This is a genomic window from Dysgonomonas sp. GY617 (assembly GCF_015233815.1).
Lineage (GTDB): Bacteria > Bacteroidota > Bacteroidia > Bacteroidales > Dysgonomonadaceae > Dysgonomonas_A.
Window position 1 is genome coordinate 1 of record NZ_JADCLR010000034.1, and the last position, 26,339, is coordinate 26,339.

Genomic DNA, 26,339 nt, shown 5'->3' on the forward strand with positions numbered 1-26,339 from the left:
TATCCGAGTTTATTAAGGCGGAATATAATCTGTCCGATATAGCTTTAAAAGAACTTGATCTCGCCTTTATCCGTAAGTTTGATGTATTCCTTAAAGTGGAAAAGAACTGTGCCCAGAACTCAGCTATTACCCGACTAAAGAATTTAAAGAAGATTACTCGTATTGCATTTAGTAATGACTGGATGCAGAAAGACCCTTTTGTTACTTACCGTTTCAAGTTTGATGAAACTGATCCTGAGTTTCTGACTTTATATATTGATTATACTCAATTTGAGGCTGGTATTTTAGCTTCTCTGAGTGAGGAGGATTCTTTAATTAGGTTATATGATTCTGACATATATTTAGATTTCGCTAAGTGCATATTGAAAAATGATAATAGGCAAGAAGCGAAAATATATTTCTATCGTTATATGTATGGAGATACTACTCTAAACCCTACTATTTTGAAGTATTTTAACAAATACACTAAGCTTAAAAAATTCCATGAATTAATCGAGACTGAATTAATCGAAAATAAAAAAATAGGGACATGTGATGGAAATTTCAGATTAATTTTAGAAGAAGATAATTATCATTGGGCTTTGAGTCATAAAATTCAAGCAACAGCATCATTAATATTTAAGCAAGCACTAATTAAGGTGGAAAAAGAAGTTCCCGAAGCAGATTTTCTTATTCCTATGCATGATGGGGCTGTCTATCAAGTAGATCTAGCTCGATATAATCTTAGCAAGATTAAAATAGAGAAAATTTTTACTGATTCTTTCAAGAAAATATGTCCTAATATTATCCCTAGAGTACACACGCAATCTACTTTTGAATAACTACTCAATCAAAATATCTGAATTGATTAAATTTTTCCCATATTTATATCAAAGTTCTTAGAAAGTAGCAAAAAGCAAGACACTGTAAAGCGTCATCTTTAAGCTACTAAAGTGTTGCCTGCATCTTTTAGATAGTTTTAAAAAATAAGATATACAGACGAATATAGGGGTGGTTCGAGCCCCTTCATTAAAAAAGCAGAATATATCGAATGCCCATTTTATACCCTTACAGGTACAAGATCAAATTTCTAAATCTAATAATAAGGTTCTCCATTTATATACCCCTAGACTGCTTCTTCAAAAGGACATCGAATAGCCCAACTATTCCCTTCAATATTTGCGGAGAATAATTTCCTTATGCGGAGAATAATATTTACATTTACTGCATAATATACGGCGAATATGAAGAAGATATATATATGGCAGCAAGAAGACTGGACTAACTTCAAATGGGATGATAAAATTATATCCTATCAATTGGGTAAAGTCAGAGCTTTACAAGGACGGCTTGTAGGTAAGATGAGTGCACTTGGCTTTGATTTAAAAAACAAAGCAATTTTAGATACACTCACAACTGAGGTTACCAAGTCTTCCGAGATAGAAGGAGAGATATTAGATAGCTATCAGGTTCGATCATCGGTAGCGCGCCATTTAGGGATGGATATTTCAGGCTTGACCGAAGTTGATCGATATATTGACGGAGTTGTAGAGGTAATGATAGATGCCACACAAAATTATAATCAAGCCTTAACAGAGGAAAGACTTTTCGGTTGGCATTCTGCTCTGTTCCCAACAGGAAGAAGCGGTATGCATAAAATAACTGTGGGAGATTGGCGAAAAGACGAAGGAGGAGCAATGCAAGTTGTCTCTGGTGCGATGGGAAAAGAGAAAGTCCATTATCAAGCTCCTGATTCGTTAGCTGTACCCAAAGAGATGAGTATTTTTCTATCATGGGTTAATGAAGACAATAAAATAGACCCTGTATTAAAAGCAGCAATAGCACATCTATGGTTTGTTACCATACATCCATTTGATGATGGTAACGGACGTATTGCCAGAACAATTGCGGATATGTTCCTGACTCGTGCCGATGAGATACCACATCGATTTTATAGTATGTCTTCGCAAATACGAAAACAAAGAAAACAATATTATGATATCTTAGAAAAAACACAGAAAGGCAGCCCTGATATAACGGAATGGTTAACTTGGTTTCTGGATTGCTTGGAAATTGCCTTGATTGACGCTGAAAGCTCATTAGGCAGGGTTTTATTAAAAGCCAACTTTTGGGAAAAGAATCGTTTAGTCAGCATGAATGATCGCCAAACTAAAATGGTAAACCTATTATGGGATGGATTTGAAGGAAAACTGACATCCTCCAAATGGGCTAAAATAACTAAATGTTCAACGGATAGTGCTTTAAGGGATATTCAGGACTTAATAAATAAAGGTGTTCTGCAAAAAACGGATGAAGGTGGAAGAAGTACAAATTATGAATTAATTGAAGAATGACATAGAGGTAGTTATCTTTTGTGGAATTCAGGCTACAGGCAAGAGTTCCTTCTACGAGCAAAACTTTTTTAATTACAATTTTGACATACTACTTATTTTCTCAGTTTATTATAGTATCGGTTTCTTTGCTTAAACATTTTGTCGAAATAATCAATCTTTGAGTCTCTGTAATCGAAAATAACAGGAGGCTTACCTGAGCGCTGTATTCTTCCAATATATTGAATGAGTTTACTTTCAAAAGCGAATGGGTAAACAATAAATAAGCATTCAAGAGAATTAATATCAATCCCTTCGCCAAAGAATTGGCCTGTAGATATAATAATCTTAAAGTGACCTTGCTGTATCTGTTCCAATTTACTTTTCCTGCTCCGCTCCGAATCTTCTCCTGAAATGGCTATTGTTTCGTATTTATCCTTTAAGTACAAATTGAGGATACTAACATGAACCGTTCGTTCTGTAAGGATTAGTATCGATTTGAAACGATGTATATTTTGTTCAATATCCTCTAATATAAGAGAATTTCGTTGCGTATCATAAATCAATATCTGCGAAATCATTTCATATTTATCGATTTTATAATCGAATGGAGCGAATAGGTTTGTCTCTCGAACATTAATTTCGACTTTCGTGTTTTGCTCCGAAAGTTGCTCTAATTGGCTCATCTCGTAGAGAATATTGCCAATATATACATAAATCAACTTTTCGTCATTATTCTTTCGTTTTGGAGTAGCTGTTAATCCATACAGATAATAACTGTTGAACTTGCAAATGACTTCCCGAAACGACTTTGCAGGAATATGATGACACTCGTCCACTATATGAACTCCCACTGATCAGTATGGGGTAACAATGTTTCCGTATCAAGAAAGCATGAATTACCTTTTGTGACGGAATTACCCTGTAATGGTAGAGCGATCAGATTTCCAATAGCTTTGCCTGAATGTGTGTCTTGATTGGGGAAAAGTCTGTCGAAGCTAGGTTCTTTTTCAAATTTTGAAATAATATCAGCTTCACGTAACAAGTTGAACATAATCTTTCGACTTTGAAAAGCAGGAATATTTTCTTCGAAAAATAACCATAGATGTCCGCCATTACCTGATCGGGATCGTTCAATGACTGTTGGCAGTTCGTACTGTAGACAAACTTTATGTAATCTCAATATGGCATCTTGCCAGTTATCTTCATCGAAATCGGCAGCTATAAAGAATGAAGTATTATCAGTCAATAACGGATATATACCAAGTGTAGCGTTGCCTTTCAGATGTTCCGCCAATGTATCGTCATTAAAAGGGAGAAACTCTTTCTTCGTATAGCTTGCAAATGTTCCGCCCGAAGCCTTGTGTTTGTTATAATCTGTCCAATCAACTTTGTAAGCAGGCATGTATCCGCTTCTCCCTTCCTTCTCCCATCGCACAGCATATACATCTTCCCTGCCTCGGAAAAGAGATTTGTATAATTCAATATTGGGAAGAGGGTCTTTCATGTATTCGTATAAATTGGTAGTTGCGAAGATAAATATCTTTGACTGAATATATAAAATATAGGTCGGAAAGTATTGACTTTGTTCTCAAGATTCTTATATCTGTCATGAGTTATTTAAAGTTCCAAATCTACACAATTCACTGTAATTAAATGGAATCAAAACAGTTGCCGGATCGTCACTTATTCATCCTCTTTTCTCAATTCAAAGAATACTTTCTCCCGTTCTATTTCTTTAATCAATTCTTCTTCAGTCGGTAGGTAAAGCAAGTATTTAGACGCAAAAAGCTGTTTACTTTCAGCCAATACCGAATATTTTACAACCGTTTCTTCTTTTTCTGTGCAAAGAATCAATCCAATTGTAGGGTTATCCCCTTCTTGACGTTTCAAATCGTCAAACATACGGACATACATATCCATTTGCCCGATGTCCTGATGGGAAAGTTTTCCAATTTTCAAATCAATAATGACAAAGCACTTTAGTAGATAATTATAAAAAGTAAGATCAATGTAAAAGCTCGAAGTTTCGGTCACAATCCTTTGTTGTCGAGCCACAAACGCAAATCCTTTACCCAATTCCAAGATGAAATTTTGGAGGTTATCAATTAACGCTTGTTCAAGTTGGCGTTCAGAGAAAGTCGTATGTGGTGATATATTCAAAAACTCCATAACGAATGGGTCTTTTAAAAAGCTTTGAGGAGAATGCTTTTGAGGGATGTTTTCTTCGTTTATCTTTCCTCCCGAAGTTAAAAACCGTTTGTAATAAAACGAATTGATTTGACGCTCTAAAGTTTCGACAGACCACATCTGGCTGATTGTTTCTTCAATATAGAATTGTCGTTCAGATTTATCTTTTATCCTCATTAATAATCGGTAATGTGACCAAGATAGTTCAGATCTCAATTGGTCACATGTCATGTGACTTATTTCGTTTTCCTTTTCTTCTTCCAATTGGTCACAGACTGTGTGACTTATTTGAAAAGCTAAATAAAATTGACGAAAATATTTCAAATTGGTAAGACTATAGCCACTACCATATTCTGCCGTCAGCTTATCTGAAAGAGTCTTCAATACTTGTTCTCCGTATATGGCACGACTTGATCCGCGTTGTTCGCCCTGAACGATTATCATTCCGATATTCCAATACGTGGACACCATATTGTTATTGATAGTCCGAACAATATTTTGTTTAGCCGTATCAATTAATGCTTTTATATCTTTATAAAGATGGTCAACCTTCATGGAATCAATCTTCGATAAACTTTTATCGTTTTTCATATATACTTTATTTTAGACAAAAATAAAACTTTTCAGGCAGTTATACACCAATGAAGCCAATGAAAGAATAATACAAACAATCACTAAGGAGCACTATAAAAGAAAAAATAGCCTGAGCTTGACGATGGTAAGTATTATTTAAAACAACACCTTTGTTTATCGCAACGGAAATTACGGTAATCTCCGTTGCGATAATTAAAAAGAATTGCTTATGAAATTCTATAACAGAAAAAAAGGACTCGTACGGCTTTGCCGAAGTGAAACACAAAAAAGACAATATCAGCATTCCAAGCCTGAAAGAATAGTCTCAGAATTTATAAGCCCAATATAAAGATCCTACATTCAGTTTTTGGGGTTTGACAATAAATGATATGCAAGTAGAATTTCTGTTATTATTTTGCTTTTTTAGTTTAGAATCCTAACTTTGTAAGTATAGAATCTCATCAAAAATATAATCGACAGCAAAACGTTGAAAATATTTCGTGGGGAAAATAGTGGGAATTACTTCCAAGTAATGCTCTGATTTGTAGACAGAATAACGTTTCTGAAAAATATAAAGATTCCCAGCGGGATCACTAATGAAGTAACAATGAGGTATAAGTGACTAGTTTATACCTTATTATTGTTTGAGAAGTGCCATATTAAATGTGTACCTAAATCGAAATTATCTGGTTGTTTAGTAATTGGGTATTTTATAATCTTTCACCCGATCAAATTCACTTATGTCAATTGTGTATAAATGGTTCGAAGGGGTTGTTGAATATTCATCGATATAAGATCCACCCAATACATATAGCATCTCATCTTTATAAAACATCTCGCTGCCACTTAATGGTAAATCTATTGGATAGATTTTAAACTCTTTTGTCTTGATATTGTAAGTTTGCATTTTGCTTTTTTCGAAAATGTAAATAATATCATTATTATACGTAACTGCTGGTCTTGCGAGACCATAGGGTAATACTTTCTCTTGTTTATATTCTCCTGTTGAGACATCATAAGTGTTAATGTATTTGAGCGGCCATCCCTTATCGCCACCTACTAAGTATATAACGTTTTGAATAATAACGCCTTTTGTTTCTTTTGAGTGATCAACTGGCATCCCATCCATTTCGTACCAGTATCCAGTATTAAGATCTAGGACATGAACTTTGTGTGTGAAAATCTTTCCTTTATCAAGATAAGTTTTGATAGAACCTCCGATGAGGAAAATATGATCTTCGAAAACAAATGAAGCTGCATTTACTGCTTGATGAGGATTGTTATTATCTACAATTATAGTGTCTTTTGTAATATCATATATTTCAATTGTATTATCTAAGTATTCGAGTTTATGATTTGTTGAATATCTTTTACCTCCTAGAACGTATATTTTCCCTTTATTGTGAATTACATTATGATATGCTCTTTTTCTGAATTTTAAATTACTTATTTCCCATTTATTATTCAATATATCATATACTTGCAGTTTTTTACTGTAGTTTTCATATTGAGAAGAAGAGTTTCGAACTATTCCTGTTCTGCCAACACTAAATGATTTAGAATCTGTTGTTGCTGTATTATCGCCACCGATCACATAAATTTTATTGTCAACTAACACAGCCCCGAATGAACTTAGTTCATCTTGCATAGGAGCTAATTCTTTATATTGAATGAGTGAGTTGGGGGCGAGTCTTTCAGCAGTGACTGTTACTTGAGATAATGGTTGATCTTTTTTTATAAGGGAAACCGTATAGTTTTTTTCTTTTAGCTCCGAAAACGGAATGCTTTTATTGATATAGCTAATATGTGAAAAATGTAATGTGTCGTTTTCATTAATAGGAAGTAAATTCTTTAGATCGAAAATACCTTTCTCATTTGTAATAGTTGAAACTTTTCCACTATTTAAGGATATACTGACAGCTTCCAAGGGCAAATTGGACTTTTCGTCTATAACTTTAGCTTTGTCTTGTGCCTTAATAGAGGAGATGGATAATAGGAAAATTAAGAGTAAAAGCTTATTCGTAGAAAGTCTTTTTCTGAGTTTTAAATTCATAGTCGTATATTTTCTCGATTTTTGTTCTGTAAGTGGCTGTTAAGGTTACATTCTTAAAGTAAATTCTTGGTTTTAATAGTAAAAAAAAGATGCCTAAAGATTAGTGTATACTTCTTGATTAAGGGTTTCTTTTGCTAATATAATATTTGTTTGTTAAAAGTCGAGTGGAGTAATATAAGTTTTCATAGAAAAATTACCTTTAGGTGCAAAACTAAAAAGAAACAACCCTCCATAATCAAAGTATGAAGGGTTGTTTCTTTATATTATAAACTGTTTATCTGTTTTTCTAAATTAATCGTGAACACATCTTACTAAGCATCCAGTGGTTCTCTCAGCTGGAAAAATAAGATATGTTCCATTTGCAATACTCATTATGTCGGTAGTTCCTCCAAGTGGGTTAACATCGCTAGCCCAGTAATGGCTATTACTTCCTGCACTTTCCAATCCTCCCGTTGCATTTCTTACACCTCCGGCAGGAAAGAATAAGCCTCTACCAGGATTTTCAAAAGTGGCCTCTACGGCTTCTTGCTGTGTTGGGGCAAACCATACACCAGGATAATCATAATCTACAGAAACAATTCGCCAACTTCGTCCTGAAGACGAAATCAAGGCTTGTAATTCGTCTCTTGTAGGTACTCTCCATCCTGTGGGGCATGGGTCATTTACTTCTTCCCATAAGAAACCTGCGGCTCCTGTGGTATTCCATCCTGTAACAGTTCCGTTACTTGCCCAGGCTACTTTTCTATTCCATTGATAGAATTTGCCTATCGCTTTCTGATCTGCTAAAGTATAAGGTAGATCAACGTTTGTTTCTGCCCATATTACCCCTCCCGGACCGGGTTCGGGTGCAGATACTTCTGGAGATTGTATAATTGTGACAAGTAACCTCAGTCTGGCACCACTTATTATAAAAAATCGTACCCTATCGTCTGCATCCTCAGGGTTTACTTGAGTTGCAACAACCGAAATTGTTGATCCATCAGATGCCTTATTAACTTGAAAGTATTCATCAGTTAAACTCTGCCCTGCTGAGCCATCTATCGGATTTCCATCTCTGTCTGCCCAACTCAAGGTGTAGTCTGATATATCAGTTTGAACAAGAATATCTAGAGAGGAGTTGGCAGTCCCTTCCAATCTTATATAAGAGTTAGATACACCTAAATAATTATTTATGTCGAAGACCATGTATTTTATATAGTCGCTCCATAAAACAATTCGTGCCTCCATAGATGAAGATATATTGTTGGCTGCTTCCTGAGCTGTGGCGTATCCTTCGCGTAGAACGTAACTTATATTAAACTCATATCGGTGGTTACGTAAAATCTGACCGAAAGGATGACCTGCAATACTGGGATTGAAGTCAAGTCTATAATATGTAACCGAACTGCTGCCTGCATAGCGTCCTCCTATTACTATACATGTTGCTTTACTAACCTGATCGGCGGATGCTGGGGCAGCTACCTCGGGCAAGTACATTTGTGCAACGGAAGATTCTGCAGTAGTGAGAATGGGTGTTGTATTAATATTTTGCTCTGTGCCTAAGGGTACACTAGGATTTGTTACACTTGGTGTAGATGTTGGGTTATTGGGGATGACTTGCGTATTATTTGATACTCTGAATGCTTGTATACTCACTAATTCGAAATTGGAGACGGCGCTAGCTATAATGTCTACGCGTGCAACGGAACGAAGCATCATAATATTGCTTATATTATTTTCTGTAGTAGCCGATAAGCCTGTGGGGAATGTGTAGCTAGCCCACATTGTTAGATCTCCGTTTAAGATATTTGCTGATATAGCTTTTGTAAGTTTCGTTTTTATGGCTGCCGTTGTTTCTCCAGCAATAGGAGCATTAGCTTCGACTATAGCATCAGCATTGGCTATTATATAAATAGTTGTAGGTTGGTTGCTAGATAATAAACGCGCTTTGAATGTTGCACTATTATTTCCGCTATTAGCGATACCTGTACCTGCTACTCTGTATTGGAAAATATCATTTTCGAATACTAATATTTGTATTTGATTTATAGTACTTTCAGCATTTACTTGCCCCGATTTCAATTGAACTTTAGGAGGAGTGGTATCGGCTGTTTTTACACTAAATTGGAAATAGTTCTCACTTCTGCTTTCATTCTTATTAGATATACTGTCTTCTGTACAACTGTAAAGTAATATCACGATAACCAATAAGGCTAATTGACCTATATGGTATATAATATGTTTGAGAAATATATTTGTTTTATTCATTTATAAATTTCTGTTATTATCTTATTCGAAATACATTTATTTATATCCCAGCATGTACTACACTAACCACTATATGTGCTCGTTTGGCAACAATAAGAAAATATCTAAGAATGCTGTTTGTTGAAGGATTGTCTGCTATGGCTTCAACAGTAATGATATTACGCGATTTTGTGACACGTAAAACTCCATCGTCAATAACTTCGCCAGGACTAGTCTGAGGTAGAGGATTTCCTTGAGCATCCGACCACTGTATCGTATAATCTAATACACTAGTTGCTACAAAAGTATATGTGGTTGAACCGGAAACTCTTTCGATTTCAAGGTTTCGTGACGACAATCTAAAGTAATCATTGCCGTCAAGACCTACATTGATATTAGCATCTGTCCAGTCTTGTACACCTACTTCAATATTTGTAGATATGTTTTCTGCAGCTTCTTCGGGGGTGGGCCAACCGGGTGCATTCACATTTACGATGTTAAGTGTATAGTGATGGTTTCGTAAAATTTGTCCCGAAGGATAGCCGGCAATATTTGGTTCTATATCAATTCGGTAATAAGTAACTGTAGGGCTTCCTTTATACCTTCCGCCGACTATAACACAAGTGGCTTCGGCTACTTGATTGGCTGAGGTGGGAGCTTCGGATTCGGGTAAATAGAGTTGCGATTCCGAATTATTTGCAATAACGGCAATAGGGATAGTAGTGATGGTAGCAGTACTATTTATTGGAATACTTGGATCGGAGACTAACAATGAGCCTGTATAGTTATTTGGGGCTATTTGAATTTGACTGTTTACCCGAAAAGCTTGTATACTTGCCATCGTGAAATCGCTTGGCGTTTTTGTAGTGCTAACATCTATTCGAGCTATCGACCGTAAAACTTTTAGTTGTGTTATTGTATTGTTTAGAGTGCTTGATATACCTGATGGTAAAGGGAATTCTCCCCACATCGGGAAGTTACCGGTTATATTGGTTGAAGTAACAGGTTTTATAAGTTTTTGCTTCACTTCGTTTTCTGTTTCGCCAACTAGTGGAATATTGTTGGAAATAATATCATTGCTATTTGCAAAGATGAATATTTTCACGGGTCTTTCTTCTGTGTAAATCTCAAGATCGAATGTTGTTGATAAAGTGTCTGAATGAATGATAGAGGTTCCCTCTACACTATAATTGTATTTATATCCTCCGCCATCGCCGTTGTCTATAAATACCATCGCTTGAACTTCGTTTATCTGAGACTCATTGGATGTTTGTCTGACAAAAGAAAGGTTTGTTGTATAGAATTGGACTTTCACATTTTTTGAGCCAAACTCGCCATTACCGTCATTGTCCTTATTGCAGGATGTGAAGATGGGTATTATAGTCAATAGGACAAAACCTAGGAGTATAAAAGATACTCTAGTATTAGCCTTTGATTTATATTGACAAACTTGTTTCATCAGTGTTATTTATCTTAGTTTATATGTCCTGGTTTTTCACCATTCGAACCAGTGATATACTTCCTCCCAGTTGGTTATTATAATATTCACATTTAATGATGCTCTCAAATCGATTAATACATTAGTGGTAACACCTACAATGGGTATAATATTAGCCCCGTTTTCATCATTTGTGTTTGCCGTGGCAATTAATTGATCTCCTTTGTATATATAAATTGTCAGACTATTGCCATCCGCTAGAGGATACACTCTAAAAGGAGAAGATATAAACTGAGTGTTTGAGGCATTAAATTCGCCGTTTTGCTGATATTCTATTGGGCTACCTACTAGGTTCCCTTTAAAATTATAAGCATCTTTTGTAGTTCCCCCGATTATAAAGTAATAATCATTTGCGAATTGAGCATTCAGACCTTTTACCATTATATTAAGGAGAGCTGTTTTTCGTTGTATAGTGATAGTATTCTCTATTGTAATATCGGTGTTTGTATTGCTACCTTTAATATTAAGTATTCCGAAGAATAAATCATCGGGGTTAATAGCATAACCTTCAGTGTTTTTCTTTAATTGTATAAAAGCTTGATCCATACTAATACCATTGGCTAGAGAGTCTGCCTGCTGGTTGCCATTTAGATTACTCCATACTACTATTGAAAAATGATTGGTTCCCTTTATTAATAATTGGATACGGGTTTTATTCTGAATATCGGCAACTGATACTGTCATTTGCTGAGTTAAGCGTTGGTTTTGATCGAACACATAAAGCTTGGCTTCACCTGTTTCACCGCTGGCGGTAATATCCTGCCCCGATGCATTAATCGCATTTATTTGTAAAAAAAGAGTCGTGTTACAATTTGGAAAATCATCTTTTATACAAGCCGAAAAAGACAATAATACCAATAGGACAATTACACTGTGTAAAGTGTATTTGAACAACTGATTCGATATTTTATATTTTAAATGTCTCATATATTCGTTGACAATTAATCTGTCCTTCGGTTTGTTTTATTTTTTATATCAATTACAAATCCACATTTTGAGTGGGAACAACAACCCAGTCTGCTGGAGTAATTGTTACTATTAGTGTTGTAGGGTCGCTAGGCAGTTCAGGATCAGGAGAGCCTGTCCCTAAGCGGCGAAGAGTTATATTAATAATATGTTCTGTATTTCGAGCAATAGCTGGAAGCCGGAAAGGGTAATACATGGTTACACCGTTGTAGGTTCCCTCTAACGCCATTAGGGTAGCATTTTCTTCGCTATTGTTGTTTGCAAAAACATAGAAATATCTTTCACTATAATCGCTGAGGCTGATAGATTCATACAGGTAATCTTTGATGTTACTACTATCCTGTACAGTTGATCCTTTGATTCCGCTGTAAAAAGGTTGAGCTGTAACGATTGAAGGTATACCTAGTGAAGTCTGCGATTTAGCTTTAATAATAGCTATACCTGTTAACTGAAAAAGAGCAGGATCGACACCTGCAGTAGGATCAATTGTTATTGAGCCTAGCTTTATTTTAGCAACAATACGGCTGAGGGGAATCGTTATGTTGTTTGTTCCCTCAGTTACCGATTGTAGTGTAGCATCGGTTTCTCCGGTCATTACTAACCCCGGAGCAACAGTTTGGTTATCTAAGTTTATATAGTTTGCAACATCTGCTAGTTTACTGTAAGGATCTCCTTCTGAAAGAAGAGGATCATCATAGCCATATGGGCTATTTGCTATAACAACTATTCTTTTTACACCGGTTGTCAATTCGTCAACAAATAATGTTGTAACAAATGTTGTACTAGCGGTCTTTTCAACTCTTTCGAGCCTGTTGTTTGCAAATACATATACGGTGAAATAGCCGATTATATTCTCCAAATATGGATTGCTTGGTCCTACATTGCGAGTTGTTGTACCTGCTTTACCGGTGAGAGAGATGGTCAATGAGGCTTTCTTTCCTTCAGGCGAAGACACTTCGTCATCATTGTTGCTGCAGGCAGAGCACAACAGCAATATAATACTGGATAGGAAAAAAAGTTGTTTCATTTTAGCTTTTATAGAGATAATGCTTAAGTGGCAACAAGTTGCGTTCAGAAAGCAAAGTTTTGTATTGATAAGGTAGAGAGAACTAGTCTTAATAAGAATATCCTCTCTACCTATATTTTAGTTAATTACCATTCAACGCTTAGAGTAGGAACCACAATCCAGTCAACAGGAGTAACTACTACAGTAAGGGTTGCCGGATCGCTTGGTGTCTCAGGGTCGGGAGAACCCGTTCCTAAACGGCGAAGCGTTACATCAACTGTGTGTTGAGTATTGCGCGCAATAGCCGGAAGGCGGAAAGGATAATACATTATTTTGTTATCGTACGTTCCTTCCAATGTTACTAAAGTTGCATCGTCATCATTACCACTATCATTAGCAAAAACATAGAAGTATCTATTTGTATGGTCGGCCAAAGTGATAGGTTCATATAAATAAGACTTAATATTTGTGCCATGAACTGCAATACCTTCGATACCACTATAAAAAGGCTGAGAGGTAACAATAGAGGGTACACCTACCGAAGACAATGATTTAGCTTTGATTATAGCTACACCTGTTAGTTCAAACAGAGCAGGGTTTACACCTGCAGCAGGGTCAATGGTTACCGTTCCAAGTTTAATTTTGGCTACTATGCGGCTTATGGGGATTGTTATATTATTTGTCCCTACGGCTATCGATTGTAGTGTGGCATCTGTTTCTCCAGTCATTATCAGTCCGTTATTTAAAGCAGTTGTTTGATAATCTAAATTGATATGACTGCTAACCTCTGCAAATTTGCTATAAGGATCCCCTTCTTCAAATACAGGAAAAGTAGAGGGTTTATTAGCTACAACAACTATTCTCTTTACTCCGGTTGTCAATTCATCAATAAATAAAGATAAACCCAACAGAGTTGTAGACGTTTCAGATTTTTCGAGTCTGTTATTTGCAAATATGTACACTGTAAACGAATGAACTTCGTTTTCGTCTACTTGTGTTGGTGTACCTACAAGGCGAGTTGAGTTACCTTCTGCACCAGTTCCAGTCAGGGTAATTGTTAGTGAAGCTTTAGCTCCTTTCTCCGGAGTTACTTCGTCGTCGTTATTGCTGCAAGCTGAGCATAATAATGCTACAATGCTAGTTAGGAAAAAGAGTCGTTTCATTATGAATGTGATTTAAAATGATTATTCTAATTTTTGAGTATTTTATTTAGTTCGTCAAAATTGTGTGAGGCTTCAAGGCTTCCGGCTTGTTTTCCTTTAGATAGAGCTTTTTGTGCATCTTGAAGTTTTCCTTGTAAAAGATATATAGCTCCCAGATTGTTTAATGTACTGCTGTTGTTTCCTGCTTCCAATGCCAATTGTTCAGCCTTTTCATAATTTCCCTGCATTGCATATGCGGCAGCAGCATTCTGTTTCGTGATTAAATCGTTTGGATATAAACTGAGCGCTATATCTAGAATTTCGAAAAACTCAACACTTCCTTTACCATAGCTATTAGCCAAAACAAAAAGTTCTTTGGGGCTTAGCTGTTCGGGATATTCTTTTATAATCCTTTTACTTTCTTCTAAGCTGTATTGTGGTATTCTATATTCAATTTTATATTTTACACGTCTCAGTAAAGGAAAATATTCGTTAAGCATAAAACGATAAGGACGTCCACCGTCAAGTTCCATAAGTCGCTTTTCTCGTCCATCAAGAATATTGGTGCTGATTATGATAGAAAGTACTTCTTGTTTTTTCTCCATATTGCCATCTTGAATGAGTTTAATTAAACCATCCCAGTCTTCACCAACCCAATCAACTTGAAACGTACCTGTCGGAAAGTCGTATCTTTGTTTTAGGTAGTTAGTCAGCGATTTAGCTCTTTGCTCAGATAAACTTTTGTTGAAGGCATAAGTACCTTCTATGGAGGCATATCCTGTAATTGAGATCTTTTTAATCGTTACTTTCTTGTCGTTTAATAATTGATTTAAATGATTATGTATTCTATCCAGTTCAACAGTATTATCGGCAAGAGAAGGGTCAATAGCCGATTTTCCGACCTGAAATTTTAAGTACGCATTATCTTCTTTGTTACCCATTTTTAAAGAGTCAGTAGGAGGTGTTACAAAGGAGAATAAAGGTTCGGGCTTTTCTTTGGTTATAGACTCTCCAATCTCTAGAGTCGGTTTTGCGGCAAGCAGGCGTTTATGTTGACTTACAGCCTTTCCACAACCCGGACAATTACTTTCATCCAGATATAGAGACGCTTGTTTCATCCAATCTTCTAGATTTACAACAGTAGAGTAGGGTATTATCTGTGCTTCTTGTTTTCCGGCTCTTAGAACTTGATAGGCATTTTGATTCTCTTCTTTCAATGTGCCAAATTCTTTTTGTCTCTGATATACTTTGTGGCGTATTTTACCATTGATAATTATTGGTTCGAGAGTTAATGTTTGATTTCCATTTTTAATTATCGGTGTCAGAATTAATTGTTCCCGTGTAGGTAGATGTAATGATTCAAGGTCGAAGTCAATATCTATACAAAGAGAATTACCCTCTTGTGTAAATTTTTTCACGGTATAGCTGAAGTTATTAGCTTCGCCCTCTTGAGCTTCCAGTTTATTCCATCCCAATAGTGATAGAATCAATAAGAGATATATTGGTTGGTTGATTGACATATTCTTGTGGGATTATTTAATTAGATAAATAAAACTAAGACCTACTTTAGTCGGACCAAAATAGTTGGAGGATTTACTTCCTAAATGATCTCCACAATCGCAAGGTTCAAATTTATCGTATTCCATATAGTTGTAACCGAACCCAATATTTGCTTCCATACTCCACCGAGGGCTCAATATCCATTGATATCCATAGGAAATACCAGCACCTACAAAATAACCTTGGCGTCGATAATTTTCACTGTCGCTTCCAAATATGAAATTGGGTAAATTTACTCCTCCGATATTGAACTCTCCACCTTGTGCGTGAACTCCAAAGAAATGACCTTCGAAAACATCACATAACCAATATCGTAACTCAGATTGAGCCACCCAATGTTTGATTTTTTTATTGTTACCCAATTCCCATGGATTATATCCTCCGGAAAGATCTACTGTCCATTTGCGACCTATAGCCATTTCAGCACCAATATTAGGAGTTGTGGTAGCCCAATAAAGAGCATTGGTCTTTAGTCCTATTTTCTGGGAATATCCGTTGGTAGCAAAGCATAGTAGAGATACCAATACGAGTATAAACTTCTTGTGTAAGATTGGGTTCATAAGGGGAAGAGTAATGTTTCTCTTTGTTTTATAATGTAATAGCTCATGTGTTTAGCCTCGGCTTTCGTTGACTAATCTAAATTGTTACTTTTATATAAAAACAAGTTGAGGTAACTTTTGTTCACCTTTGTGATTGATTGTGCAGTATTCTGCTATACCTAGTTTAAATAGAGCCTCTCAGAGCTATTTTATAGATGTTTTTTTCGATGTCATAATGTTTTTCGCTTTATTATTTTAACAGTTTGTTGTTGAGTGTAGTTACTGTAATTATTTACTTCTTAATTGTTTTGTCTATATAATAAAAAAAGAGCAGCTTATTAGCTGCTCTTTTTTTATTGAAATCTTTGATCTTAGATTTATATGCCTTGGAAAACAAACGGTTTTGATGGCGTAAAATCGCCAACACTATTACCTGCATGAGTTGCACCGCTTACCAAGTCTAATTTCATAACAGGAGCCTTTTCTGAAAAGTCTACATCTTTGAAGTCAACCCAAAACACATTTGGATATAGGGTCGATTCAAAGTAATATACTCTGTTTTTTTGATCAGACACAGTTCTCCATCTTGTAGATGAAATATTAGGTTCATTGGGTGTGCTTATTCCATAAGGGACAGATACATTACGTATAACACTGAATACGCTAGCTACATTTATGCGAGTATCTTCTACTTGTGGAATGGCATTTATATAATAAGATGCTCTTACAAACCGATCGGCTGCACGATTGGTTCCGGGTAACATGGTAGTACCACCAATATTTTCCCAATATTTATTTAATGCAAGTTGCTCATCAAATATTGGAGAATTGGTCATTACCTGATATGAACGGTCATGGTGAATAACTAATTTACCTTTGATGTATTCAAAGATGGCATTATCCCCAGTAGCATCTGATATTGATAAATGGAGGGTCGCCATTCTGTCTTGACCGGGCATGTTATCTGAGATTACCACAAAAGATTCTTTTTCTAAGAACGAAACTGCTTCGTCAACAGTTGCAAAGCTATCTAATACATATTGTACCCATGCAGCTATTGTCAATCCCGGTTTTTTTTGATCCCATACTGCATATTCCGATTCGGCTAACCAAAGGAGGTTTGCAACCAATCCTTTTTCATTCATCCCGTCAGTGCTTGACATATCATAAGCAGAAGCAATCACACTTCCATATTTCGAAGTCCAACGCAAAGAATTAGGACCTACTTCTCCATTTCGCTCCATTCCTCTGGGGAATATCCAAAGATTACTCATTATATCTTCTTTCCAGTCCATAGATCGGGCTGTTAAGATTGTGTTATTCGGTCCTTGGTAGACTACACGTGTACAAGCCTTAGATTCTTCTATTGATAAGGTCAGGAAAATTGCTGAAAATAGAAAGCAAATTAGTTTTTTCATTTTAATCGTTAATTAAGTGATTTTGTATTATTAAATAATAACAATGAACGGTTTGGATAGTTCAGATTAGGAAGGATAGAATATAAATGAAGCTATTATCCGAATGCGTATTTTGTGAGATGAATTGTATTGAATATTAGATGGTAAATATTATTTTTTGATATTTAACTTAATGCTCTGTAATAATATAATTAATATGATCTTTTATTCTATTAATGAACTATATTTACAATATTACTAATTATTTGATATTATGGGAGAAAAGAGAATAAAAAAAGAGACTAAGAAACCTAAACAGGTTAAGCCAAAAGTTATAGCTGCACAACCCTCTACTAAGGGGTTAGAGGATAAGAAAAAAAAGAGTTATTGATAACTTAAAGGGCGAGTGTTTTACTCGCCTTTTTTATTTAAAGTTTTGCAAATACTAAGTATTAACGAAATTGGTATTGTTTCTCGAAATTTTGTATATTATTGTAATAATATCGAATCTTAAATTATATTAATTAATTTAAATATCTTTGTGCAATAATTAATATGAAATCAATATTTATGAAAAATGTATGCCTTTTAATTGCTGTTTTATTTTGTTTCGTGGCATGTTCTGAGGATGAGAAGGAAACAGTATTAATATTATCAACATTGAGTCTTCATTTTGTTGCTGATGAAGAAACTAAAACTTTTGATATACAGTCAAATGTGTCTTGGTCTATATCAGGTATTCCTGAATGGTGTATCCTGGATGTAAAGGAAGGGGAAGGCAACAAAAGAATAGAAATTAAAGCTATCGCTAATCCCAATGATACACAACGAGAGGTTATACTTGTAGTTAAGGCGGGTAATAAAAGTGAACAATTGTTGATTCAACAAAATGGTAAAGTTTTTACATTAAATATATCCGAATCCCTACTTACCTTTTCTGCAGATGAGGAAGAGTTGTCTTTTGATATTCAATCGAATGACTCCTGGTCAATAACAGGTCTGCAAGAATGGTTTAGTCTGAGTCTTTCTGAGGGCAAAGGAAATGAGACAATTGTGGTAAAAGCTCAAGCTAATACTTCTGAAGTTGAACGTGAGGGAATTCTTGTAATAAAAAGTGGTAGTAAATCAGAACAGATAGTAATAAAACAAATAGGAAAAGTTTATTCATTAACATTGTCAGAGTCAGTTTTAGATTTTCTTCCCGAAGGTGAAATCAGAGGTTTTGCTGTAGAGTCGGATGGTAGTTGGACTGTTTCTTCTAATGCAGCATGGTGTATTGTTGATGACGGAAATGGAATGGGCAATGAAACAATTAGTATTAGTGTCTTGGAAAATCAAAAAGAAACAACTCGTTCAGCAGAAGTAACTGTTACTTGTGGGAGTTTATTAAAGAAAGTCATCATAAATCAAATGGCAGGTATTATAAGTTCTGTGCCATATATATTTAATTTAAATGATAACCGCTTGAGGGCAGGAGACCAACTTGTAAAGCGGCAAGTAGAATATAAAGATCCAGGACAAAGTGGGGCAAATGTTACTTGGGATTTTAGTAATCTTGTATCAATAAATGATGAATACACAGTCGATTACAAAGCTCCAGTTTTAATTGAAGGAACTCATTATATCATGGGAGATGATCGTCTGGAAGCAAAAGATGTTGCTCCTAATAGCCTAATAATTGCGGAGGAACATAATACTATGTACTATTTCCAGCTAAAAGACAATAAAATGATAACCTTGGGGCATGAAAATCCAGTAACCCTTTTAAAGTATACAACTCGTTTATTTTCTGATGCATATACTACCTCTTATGGAGATAAACAACAAGCTCCCTATTATGGAAAAGGTTTGTATTCAGGTAAATCGTTATTCACAGTTGAAGGGAAAATAGAGATGAATGCGGATGCGTACGGTACATTAATATTACCTTCAGGTCGAGTATTGAAAAATGTATTGAGAATTAAAACTGTTAGATCTTCAACGCAGACTAACCTCAGTATAAATCCAGATTATACAACTTACAATAGATCAGAATTTACCACTTACAAATGGTATGCAAAAGGATATCGTTATCCTATATTTGAGACTATAGTAAATATAGATACTGATACAAATGCAAAAAGTATTCTTTCTTTTTATTTCGCTCCAGAAAAGCATACATATCGAAGAATTAATAAATAAAATATTAGTTACAACTAATATGGTAACGGCTTCAAAATTTGAAGCCGTTACTCTTTTTATAAACAAAAATGCATAAATATGTAATTTTCATGCATAAATATAAATTGTTTTTTTCCTATTTAAATTAAATTTTATATCTTTGAAAATGGTATAAAACCGAGGTGAAGATTAACTAAAAGATATATAAAAGATGGTTTTTGATATTAAAATGATTCAAAATCTATATGAGACGCTACCTCAAAGAATATTACAGGCTAAAGAAGAATTAAAAAGACCTCTTACGCTTACAGAGAAAATATTGTATGCTCACCTATCAAAAGATGAGCCTATTAAAGATTATAAGAGAGGAGAGGATTATGTAAATTTTGCTCCCGATAGAGTAGCTATGCAGGATGCTACGGCGCAAATGGCTCTTTTGCAGTTGATGAATTCAGGTCGCGAAAGAGTTGCAGTACCATCTACGGTGCATTGTGATCACTTGATTCAAGCTTATAAATCAGCAAAAGAGGATTTGAATACGGCTGAAATTACCAATAAAGAAGTATATGATTTTCTAAGTGTTGTATCCAATAAATTCGGAATTGGTTTTTGGAAACCGGGTGCAGGAATTATACATCAGGTAGTATTGGAGAATTATGCATTTCCAGGAGGAATGATGATCGGTACAGATTCTCATACTCCTAATGCCGGCGGATTAGGAATGATTGCTATTGGTGTAGGAGGTGCAGATGCTGTTGATGTAATGGCGGGCATGCCTTGGGAATTGAAGATGCCTAAAATTATAGGAGTAAAACTAACCGGAAAACTATCGGGTTGGGCTTCTGCTAAAGATGTAATTTTGAAACTGGCAGGTATTCTTACCGTAAAAGGTGGAACAAATGCTATTATAGAATATTTCGGCGAAGGTGTATATTCGCTTTCGGCTACAGGAAAAGCTACTATTTGTAATATGGGGGCTGAGGTAGGAGCTACTACTTCTATTTTTCCTTACGATGAAAAATCGGCTGAATATTTAGTTGCTACTGACCGAAAAGAAATAGTAGATGTAATAAACTCGGTAAAAGACCATTTAAAAGCAGATGCTGAGGTTGAAAATAGCCCTGAGAAGTATTACGATCGTGTAATTGAAATCAACTTATCGGAATTAGAACCATATATTAATGGTCCATTTACTCCCGATGCAGCACATCCTATTTCTGAATTTGCAAAAGTGGTAAAAGAAAAAGGATATCCTCAAGCAATGGAAGTTGGTTTAATAGGTTCTTGCACTAACTCTTCTTACGAAGACATGTCGAGAGCAGCTTCTATTGTAAAAGATGCAAGATCAAAAGAAGTGTCGGTTAAGGCACAATTTATAATTAACCCGGGATCGGAGCAAGTACGTTTCACAGCCGAACGCGATGGTATATTAACGGAGTTTGAAGAAGTTGGAGCAACCATTATGGCAAATGCTTGCGGACCTTGTATCGGACAATGGAAACGTGAAACGGAAAATCCGGAACGTCCAAACTCTATTGTAACATCCTTCAATCGAAATTTTGCCAAAAGAAATGATGGCAATCCTAATACACATGCTTTTGTAGCTTCGCCCGAATTAGTGGCAGCTCTGACAATAGCAGGAGATTTGTGTTTTAATCCGATGACGGATACGCTTACTAATGCTAAAGGTGAAAAAGTAAAACTACAAGAACCAATCGGATTAGAGTTACCTCAAAAAGGTTTCGGTGTAGAAGATTTAGGATATATTGAACCTGTGTCAGCAGGAAGTAATATTGAAGTAAATATAGCTCCCGATTCGCAACGTCTACAAATATTACAACCATTTGCGGTGTGGGACGGAAAAGATATTATTGAACAACCGTTATTGATAAAAGCAAAAGGAAAATGTACAACAGATCATATTTCGATGGCTGGACCGTGGTTACGTTTTCGTGGACACCTTGATAATATATCGGATAATATGTTGATTGGTGCAGTTAATGCATTCAATGATAAAACAAATTCAGTAAAAAATCCATTGACAGGCGAATTTGAGGCTGTACCTCAATTGGCACGAAACTTCAAAGCAAAAGGTTTGGGTTCGATTGTTGTTGCAGAGGAAAATTACGGAGAAGGCTCTTCTCGTGAGCATGCAGCTATGGAACCTCGTTTTTTGAATGTGAAAGCGCTTATTGTAAAATCATTTGCACGTATTCATGAAACCAACTTGAAAAAGCAAGGTATGCTGGCTCTTACCTTTGTTAATAAAGAAGATTATGACAAGGTTCGTGAGGAAGATAAAATAAGTATTTTAGGTCTGACAGATTTTCAACCCGGAAAGAATCTGCAAGTAAAATTGACCCACAAAGATGGAATAACAGATACAATAGAAGTTGCTCATACTTATAATCAACTTCAAATAGAATGGTTCAAAGCAGGTAGTGCATTGAATTATATGAAAGGAGAATAAGGTTGCGACTCTCTAGCCATATAAATGACGAGAATGAATATAAATGTAATTCTATTTCCTGATTTTGAGACTTTAGATGTCTTTGGACCTGTTGAGGTTTTTGGCAAAGTTAATAAATGTACCCTTGAGTATTATTCTCTAGAAGGAGGGATTGTATCTAATAAAGACGGAATAAGAATTGAGACTCAGAAAATAGATAATACCCAAACAGACGATGTGCTATTTATACCCGGTGGGGGAGGAACACGTAAAGAAGTTGACAATATAGAATTTCTTAATCAGATAAAATCCCTAGCCGAAAAAAGTCTATATGTATTAACTGTATGTACAGGCAGTGCCTTACTTGCCCGAACAGGACTTCTTGATGGAAAGAAAGCAACATCCAATAAACGGGCTTTCGATTGGGTAAAGAGCAATTCAGATAAAGTCAATTGGATACAGCAAGCGCGATGGGTCGTTGACGGTAAGTATTATACTTCATCAGGTGTAAGTGCAGGAATAGATATGGCTTTAGGTTTTGTAAGCGATTTTAAAGGAAAAGAGATTGCAGAAGAAATTGCTTTCAGAATAGAATATAATTGGCAAAGAGATAAAGATCATGATGATTTTTGGAAATAAAAAATAAAAAATAATGTCACAAAAAATAACTATAAATAACGGTAAACTAAATGTTCCGAATAATCCAATCATTCCTTTTATAGAAGGTGATGGGGTAGGAATAGAAATATGGAAGAATTCGCAACAAGTAATAGATAAGGCTGTTGAAAAGGCTTACCAAGGAAAACGTAAGATAGAGTGGAAAGAAGTTCTTGCAGGAGAAAAATCATTTAATGAAAACGGTTCGTGGCTTCCCGAAGATACAATGAATGCCTTTCGTGAGTATCTGGTGGGAATAAAAGGACCTCTTACTACACCCGTTGGAGGAGGAATCCGTTCGTTGAATGTAGCCCTTCGTCAGGATTTAGATTTGTACGTATGTCTTCGCCCTGTTCGTTGGTTTAAAGGCGTGGTATCTCCAATTAAAACACCGGAGAAAGTAAATATGACTATTTTCCGTGAAAATACGGAGGATATTTATGCAGGTATCGAATGGATGCAAGGAACACCCGAAGCAGCAAAATTTCTGAATTTTCTTCAAACGGAAATGGGAGTTAAGAAAGTACGTTTCCCCGAAACTTCTTCTTTTGGGGTTAAACCCGTATCGGTTGAGGGCACAGAACGTTTGGTTCGTGCAGCAATAGAATATGCTTTGGAGAATAAATTACCCTCAGTAACTATTGTTCATAAAGGCAATATTATGAAATTTACTGAAGGTGGTTTCAAACTTTGGGGGTATGCTCTTGCCGAAAAAGAATATGGCGATAAGGTATTTACTTGGCAACAGTGGGAGAAAATTAAGAAAGAAAAAGGAGAAGCTGATGCTAATAAAGCATTGGAGCAAGCTAAATCGGAAGGTAAACTAATTATCAAAGATGTAATAGCTGATGCTTTTTTGCAGAATACATTATTAAAACCTGCTGAATATTCGGTAATTGCAACTCTGAATTTGAATGGAGATTATGTTTCCGATCAGTTGGCTGCCATGGTGGGTGGTATTGGTATCGCTCCCGGAGCTAATATAAACTATATGACAGGACATGCAATATTTGAGGCTACTCATGGTACAGCTCCCGATATTGCAGGCAAGGATATTGTGAATCCATCATCATTATTACTTTCTGCTGTAATGATGCTTGAATATCTGGGATGGACCGAGGCAGGAGAGCTTATCACAAATGGTCTGGAAAAACTTTATAGTAAAGGTGAAGCTACAGCCGATCTTGCCCGCTTTATGGACGATGGAACAACACTTTCAACTAGTGCGTTCTCTCAACTTCTAATAAGTAATTTGTAATAAGTACATAGTATATATAGAATAGGTCTGTGACCAGAAATTAATAACGCCATAAATTTTATCCGATGAATAACATTATAAAGAAAATCTCCGAAACGATACGCACCACTACACAAATAGATCCGGACTTATTTCAAACATATAATGTAAAAAGAGGACTCCGCAACGAAGACCATACAGGGGTTGTTGTTGGATTAACCAAAGTCGGAGATGTTGTAGGGTACGAAAGAGACGAAAATGGATCGCTGAAAGCCATTCCCGGAAAATTGATATATAGGGGAATCAATATAGAGGATATTGTAAAAGGAGCTCAAGAAGAAAATCGTTTAGGGTTCGAAGAAACAATATTTCTGATTCTAGCAGGTTATCTTCCCGAAAAACAAGAATTGAAAGATTTCTCGCAACTGTTGAGTCAGACGATGGATTTAAATCCAAAGATAACCATGCACATTCTCGATCTCGAAGGCTCTGATATTATGAATATCCTTTCGAGATGTGTTTTAGAACTATATACCTTCGATGAGAATGCGGATGATACATCAGAAGAAAATCTGGTTAGACAATCTCTCAATCTGATAGCTACATTTCCTACCATTGTTGCATATGCATACAATGCACTAAGACATAATCAAGGCAAATCGCTTCATATAAGACATCCAAAAGAGAAATTTTCATTAGCAGAAAATTTTCTATATATGATGAAAGGCAGTAAATACACTCCTTTAGATGTGAAGATACTCGATTTGGCATTGATGGTTCATGCCGATCACGGGGGAGGTAACAATTCAACCTTTACAGTTCGTGTAACCAGTTCTGCAGGTACAGATACCTACGCTTCAATTGCCGCAGGTATTGGATCATTAAAAGGACCTTTGCATGGAGGTGCCAATTTGCGAGTAGTAGATATGCTCAAACATATCAAGAAGAATATAAAGGATTGGACAAACGTTGAGGAAATTGATGCATTCTTACAGAAGATATTAAACAAACAAGCATATAATAAAACAGGTCTTATATATGGTATAGGGCATGCAATTTATACAATATCGGATCCACGTGCAACGCTCTTAAAGGAGATGGCACGAGATTTAGCTATAGAAAAAGGGCGCGAAGAAGAATTTGATTTCTATAACCTGCTTGAAGAACGTGCAATTAAAAACTTTATGGAGTATAAAGGGAGTAATGTAAAGAAGCAAGTTTGTGCCAATGTCGATTTTTATTCGGGTTTTGTATATGATATGATTGGTTTACCTCAAGAAATATACACACCACTATTTGCCATGGCTCGTATTGTAGGATGGACAGCACACCGTATAGAGGAATTAAACTTCAAAGAGCGTAGAATAATTCGTCCGGCATACAAAAATGCATCAGAGATGAAGAGCTATACACCTATATCTGATAGGAAATAAAGCCATCAGCATAATATATACTATATAGCTATATAATGAGTACGCTTTATATATTATAAATTTATACTTACAACCCGTTTTAGCTAATTATATAGCGGAAACAATAATGAGGTCTCAGACCTTAAATAGAAGATGAAACAATTTACTTTAATTATAGCCGGTGTTTATGGCTTGATAACAATTATACTGGGAGCCTTGGGCTCCCATGCTTTTAAGAAAATTCTTTCAGTAGATAAACTTGCCAGCTTCGAAGTTGGCATTCGTTATCAGATGTACCATGCAATTGTATTACTCGTACTAGGGTTGTTTTTATCCTTTACAACGCCATTAGAGAAATGGTCGAGCCTGTGTATGATAATAGGTACATTCCTTTTTTCGTTTACTATCTACTTTTTGGCTTTCTCCGAATACTGGAATATAAATCTGAAATTCTTAGGGCCTATTACCCCAATTGGAGGGCTCTTCCTGATTGTAGGCTGGGCTTTACTAATCACTTACTTTGTAAAGTATAGGTTTTAAGTAGATTACCTACTGCTGTTCTAATAAAGAGATGTTAGAAAGTTAAATAGTTGAAATTCTTCCCTTAAAAATAGGATATAAGATTATTTATTTTATATATTTGCCAAAGAGCTGGTTTTAAGTACATAAGCATATAAGTATAGCAGGATGTCTATCTTGTGATATTTTTCGTCTCTCTATCCACTTGATAATAAGGCCATTGAAAAAAAGATTCGATTATTTTCAAAAATAGTATATAAATTATTTGGAGTGTATTATAAAAGGGACTACTTTTGCACTCGCTTTACAACCGAGAGATGGTTGTTACCAGAAGCAAAAAGAAGCGATCATTGACAAGGTTATACATAAAAACAAAAACATAGCATTAGACGGGTAGAGACTAATTAATATTAGAATCTAACTTTATTTTCGTCAAGAACCTAGAG

General features: G+C 35.6%; 20 protein-coding genes. 8 read left to right on the forward strand and 12 right to left on the reverse strand.

What is annotated here, in order from left to right; all coding sequences use genetic code 11:
* Both IR022_RS19420 and IR022_RS19425 read left to right on the forward strand, forming a co-directional pair.
* Nucleotides 1–821: DNA polymerase (locus IR022_RS19420; protein ID WP_194205001.1), on the forward strand; the 821-nt coding region annotated here is incomplete at its 5' end.
* Between the two features lie 402 nt (nt 822–1,223).
* Nucleotides 1,224–2,333 carry a Fic family protein gene (locus IR022_RS19425; RefSeq protein ID WP_194205002.1) on the forward strand — a complete coding sequence of 370 codons (1,110 nt, stop codon included), beginning with the start codon at nt 1,224–1,226 and terminating at the stop codon, nt 2,331–2,333.
* Nucleotides 2,334–2,425: 92 nt separating this feature from the next.
* On the opposite strand, the gene IR022_RS20290 is transcribed toward IR022_RS19425, so the two are convergent.
* The 12 genes from IR022_RS20290 to IR022_RS19485 form a co-directional block, all read right to left on the reverse strand.
* Nucleotides 2,426–3,163: a DEAD/DEAH box helicase gene (locus IR022_RS20290; protein WP_194205003.1), complete on the reverse strand. Its 738-nt coding sequence runs from the start codon at nt 3,161–3,163 to the stop codon at nt 2,426–2,428.
* Nucleotides 3,148–3,816 carry a TOTE conflict system archaeo-eukaryotic primase domain-containing protein gene (locus IR022_RS19435; RefSeq protein ID WP_194205004.1) on the reverse strand — a complete coding sequence of 223 codons (669 nt, stop codon included), beginning with the start codon at nt 3,814–3,816 and terminating at the stop codon, nt 3,148–3,150. The genes IR022_RS20290 and IR022_RS19435 overlap by 16 nt, the downstream gene beginning before the upstream one ends.
* Nucleotides 3,817–3,995: 179 nt before the next feature.
* Nucleotides 3,996–5,090, reverse strand: a complete 1,095-nt coding sequence (locus tag IR022_RS19440; RefSeq protein ID WP_242053307.1) for a YhcG family protein — start codon at nt 5,088–5,090, stop codon at nt 3,996–3,998.
* 676 nt (nt 5,091–5,766) lie between these two features.
* On the reverse strand, nt 5,767–7,125 hold the full coding sequence (locus tag IR022_RS19445; RefSeq protein WP_194205005.1) for a carboxypeptidase-like regulatory domain-containing protein: 1,359 nt from the start codon (nt 7,123–7,125) through the stop codon (nt 5,767–5,769).
* A gap of 291 nt (nt 7,126–7,416) precedes the next feature.
* Entirely contained in the window at nt 7,417–9,372 is a 1,956-nt protein-coding gene (locus IR022_RS19450) for an FISUMP domain-containing protein (RefSeq protein ID WP_194205006.1), read from the reverse strand.
* Nucleotides 9,373–9,412: 40 nt separating this feature from the next.
* On the reverse strand, nt 9,413–10,810 hold the full coding sequence (locus IR022_RS19455; RefSeq protein ID WP_194205007.1) for a fimbrial protein: 1,398 nt from the start codon (nt 10,808–10,810) through the stop codon (nt 9,413–9,415).
* A 36-nt stretch (nt 10,811–10,846) separates the two neighbouring features.
* A complete protein-coding gene (locus IR022_RS19460) occupies nt 10,847–11,776 on the reverse strand; it encodes a FimB/Mfa2 family fimbrial subunit (protein WP_194205008.1) in 930 nt (309 codons plus the stop codon).
* Nucleotides 11,777–11,828: 52 nt separating this feature from the next.
* Entirely contained in the window at nt 11,829–12,842 is a 1,014-nt protein-coding gene (locus IR022_RS19465; RefSeq protein ID WP_194205009.1) for a fimbrial protein, read from the reverse strand.
* A gap of 125 nt (nt 12,843–12,967) precedes the next feature.
* The gene (locus tag IR022_RS19470) at nt 12,968–13,984 is read right to left on the reverse strand and encodes a fimbrial protein (RefSeq protein ID WP_194205010.1); all 1,017 of its coding nucleotides are present in this window, start codon (nt 13,982–13,984) and stop codon (nt 12,968–12,970) included.
* Between the two features lie 26 nt (nt 13,985–14,010).
* A complete protein-coding gene (locus IR022_RS19475) occupies nt 14,011–15,483 on the reverse strand; it encodes a DUF3868 domain-containing protein (protein WP_194205011.1) in 1,473 nt (490 codons plus the stop codon).
* A 12-nt stretch (nt 15,484–15,495) separates the two neighbouring features.
* Nucleotides 15,496–16,083, reverse strand: a complete 588-nt coding sequence (locus IR022_RS19480; protein ID WP_194205012.1) for a DUF3575 domain-containing protein — start codon at nt 16,081–16,083, stop codon at nt 15,496–15,498.
* 356 nt (nt 16,084–16,439) lie between these two features.
* Nucleotides 16,440–17,480 (reverse strand): linear amide C-N hydrolase, encoded by a 1,041-nt coding sequence (locus IR022_RS19485; RefSeq protein WP_194205013.1) that lies wholly within the window; start codon nt 17,478–17,480, stop codon nt 16,440–16,442.
* Between the two features lie 549 nt (nt 17,481–18,029).
* Between IR022_RS19485 and IR022_RS19490 the strand changes: the two genes are divergently transcribed.
* The 6 genes from IR022_RS19490 to IR022_RS19515 all read left to right on the forward strand — a co-directional run bounded on the left by IR022_RS19490 (nt 18,030) and on the right by IR022_RS19515 (nt 25,914).
* Nucleotides 18,030–19,640, forward strand: coding sequence for a BACON domain-containing protein (locus IR022_RS19490; protein ID WP_194205014.1), 1,611 nt, complete (start codon nt 18,030–18,032; stop codon nt 19,638–19,640).
* Nucleotides 19,641–19,830: 190 nt separating this feature from the next.
* Nucleotides 19,831–22,089 (forward strand): aconitate hydratase, encoded by a 2,259-nt coding sequence (locus IR022_RS19495; protein WP_194205015.1) that lies wholly within the window; start codon nt 19,831–19,833, stop codon nt 22,087–22,089.
* A 33-nt stretch (nt 22,090–22,122) separates the two neighbouring features.
* The gene (locus tag IR022_RS19500; protein WP_194205016.1) at nt 22,123–22,707 is read left to right on the forward strand and encodes a DJ-1/PfpI family protein; all 585 of its coding nucleotides are present in this window, start codon (nt 22,123–22,125) and stop codon (nt 22,705–22,707) included.
* A gap of 13 nt (nt 22,708–22,720) precedes the next feature.
* The gene (gene icd, locus IR022_RS19505; protein ID WP_194205017.1) at nt 22,721–23,983 is read left to right on the forward strand and encodes an NADP-dependent isocitrate dehydrogenase; all 1,263 of its coding nucleotides are present in this window, start codon (nt 22,721–22,723) and stop codon (nt 23,981–23,983) included.
* 65 nt (nt 23,984–24,048) lie between these two features.
* Nucleotides 24,049–25,395: a citrate synthase gene (locus IR022_RS19510; RefSeq protein WP_194205018.1), complete on the forward strand. Its 1,347-nt coding sequence runs from the start codon at nt 24,049–24,051 to the stop codon at nt 25,393–25,395.
* Between the two features lie 132 nt (nt 25,396–25,527).
* Complete coding sequence (locus tag IR022_RS19515) at nt 25,528–25,914, forward strand: DUF423 domain-containing protein (protein WP_050709765.1); 387 nt, start codon at nt 25,528–25,530, stop codon at nt 25,912–25,914.
* The last annotated feature ends 425 nt before the right edge of the window (nt 25,915–26,339 follow it).